Annotated in this window: 2 protein-coding genes; both read left to right on the top strand. The window is 24.6% G+C overall.

Translation table 11 applies throughout. The features are described from left to right. Positions 1-219: 219 nt before the first annotated feature. Complete coding sequence (locus tag OYV_RS03550) at positions 220-1,236, top strand: DUF2963 domain-containing protein (protein WP_011160810.1); 1,017 nt, start codon at positions 220-222, stop codon at positions 1,234-1,236. Then, positions 1,236-1,673, top strand: a complete 438-nt coding sequence (locus OYV_RS03545; RefSeq protein WP_011160809.1) for a hypothetical protein — start codon at positions 1,236-1,238, stop codon at positions 1,671-1,673. Before OYV_RS03550 ends, OYV_RS03545 begins: the two co-directional genes overlap by 1 nt. Positions 1,674-2,125 lie beyond the last annotated feature (452 nt).

Here is a 2,125-nt window from a genome sequence, read left to right as displayed (position 1 = left end):
TTCTTTTTATTTTTTTTAAAAAGGTTATAATAATATTGAGTTTCGTTTTATCATTTTTTATTAATTTCCTATATTTATGGGTATTTGAAAATGCTAAAAAAATTCTTTAATTATTTTTGATAATAGAAAAGAGGTTTAAAAATGTCAAGTTTTAGAATAGGCAATAAACATTATAAAATAATTCCTTTTTTAATTACTACTTGAACATTACTGTTTTTTTTGTTTTGGATAGGTGGGCTTGCTTATAAATATCATTTAGAAACCGAAGAAATACGTAAATTACAAGAAGTAGATATTAAAGCAAAAGCAAGAGAGTTAAATGACTTTATATATAATGAAAATAAAAAACTTAAAAAAGAAAACGAATATATGAAAGATACTCCTTATGAGTTTATAAGAGATAATGGAGAAAAAGAATATTATAATTTATTTGCTCACCAATTAGTTAAAAAAATCGATAAAGATGATACAATTTGGGAATATGATAAAAATAATGGTCTTTTGTTGAAAAAAACTGATAAATATAATAATGTTGAAGAGTACGGTTTACACGGTAAATTAATCAAAAAAACTTTATCAGATGGTGTTTGGATGGAATATAATTCTGTTAATAAAAAATTAATGAAACGTAAAAATATTGATAATTCTATTGAAGAATTTCATGATAATGAAGAAAAGTTTAAAGAAATAGATAAAAATGGTAAAGTTAAATTTTTTAAAACTAAACTTTATCAAAATATTTCGGATTTTAAGAAATTAAATCTTACTGCTAGACAATTAAAAGATATAGGATTTACTTTTCAACAAATTAAAGAAGTGGGATATACTGCGAAAGAATTAAAAGATGCAGGTTCCAGTTTGCAAGAATTAAAAGCTTCTGCACAACAAGAACAAGAAACATTTAATAATATTCTAAAAAAAATAGAATCTGAAGTTGAAAGTTTAACAACTGAACAAGAAATAGTTTATCATCCAGGTGGTAAAACTATAAAGCATATTAAAATATTAGATTCTAAAAATAAAAAAGAAATTAAAAGAATTATTTATCATGATGATGGTAAAACTATAAATCAAATTTGGGAAACCAACCCCGAAGGCACAATAATCAAAGCAACCTATTACCAAGATGATGCCAAAACAATTAACTTGATTAAGGAAATCAACCCCGAAGGAAAACCAACCCAAATAACATATTACAACCCAGATGGAACTGTTAAAGAAACTATAAATTATTAATGATGAATAAGAAAAGAAAAATATTTTTAAATTTTTGGGTTATATTTATTGTCATCATTCTTTTAATTCTCTTATTCCTTTTAGGTTTAAGATTACCTAAATTATTTAAATCAATTCAAGATAAAAATAAAGTTGAAACCCAATCTCAATATAAAACTCAATATATCCATGATACTAATAAAGTTAATAATATAATTGGATTAATTAATTCTTTAAAAAGTTTAAAAACTTTAAATCAATTAAAACCTCAAACTGAAAAAAATGATAATGAATATCAATTTCAAATTGAATCAAATGACAATAATCAATTAGTTAAAGATATCGCAGTTGTAAGTTTAACTATTGTTGTAGGTGTTATTAGTTGTGTAGTCTTAGCTCCTATATTGGCATCTGTAGGGCCAATAGCAGCTCCTATTGCCTTGTTACAATTTAAATAGAAAGGAGAAATAAAACATCAAATAAAGTTATTGTTCAAAGAGTTATCTTTTTAGATAATAAAGATAAGTAAAAATAGCCCCTAAACTAATAGAGGCTTTTAAAATATAAAAATTGTCTTCCGCGGAATGTCAATTTAAATATCACTTTTAATTTTATAATGCCTCTTAAACGCATTATTTTACCCCTCTTGCTTTGATTTAAATACAATTAGGGTTATAATAATTTACCCTATGATTGTTTTATAATCCCTTTATTTTAAGTATAAAAGTATTCAAAGACGAGCAGAGCGAACTAGGCGGCCAGCCGATGCATATTAAGAATTAACTCTTACCTTCCTCCTATAAAGTCCCCTTTGGGGATTTAGGGGGTTTTTAATATTATAAAGGAGAATAAGATGTTATTTAATTTATCAAAAGAACAAAAAGATATTATTAATTCAGATGCTTCTTGC

The organism is 'Chrysanthemum coronarium' phytoplasma, assembly GCF_000744065.1.
In the GTDB taxonomy this organism is placed as follows: domain Bacteria; phylum Bacillota_I; class Bacilli_A; order Acholeplasmatales; family Acholeplasmataceae; genus Phytoplasma; species Phytoplasma asteris.
The sequence above is the reverse complement of the archived record's forward strand: the minus strand, read 5'-3'. Positions and strand labels throughout refer to the sequence as shown.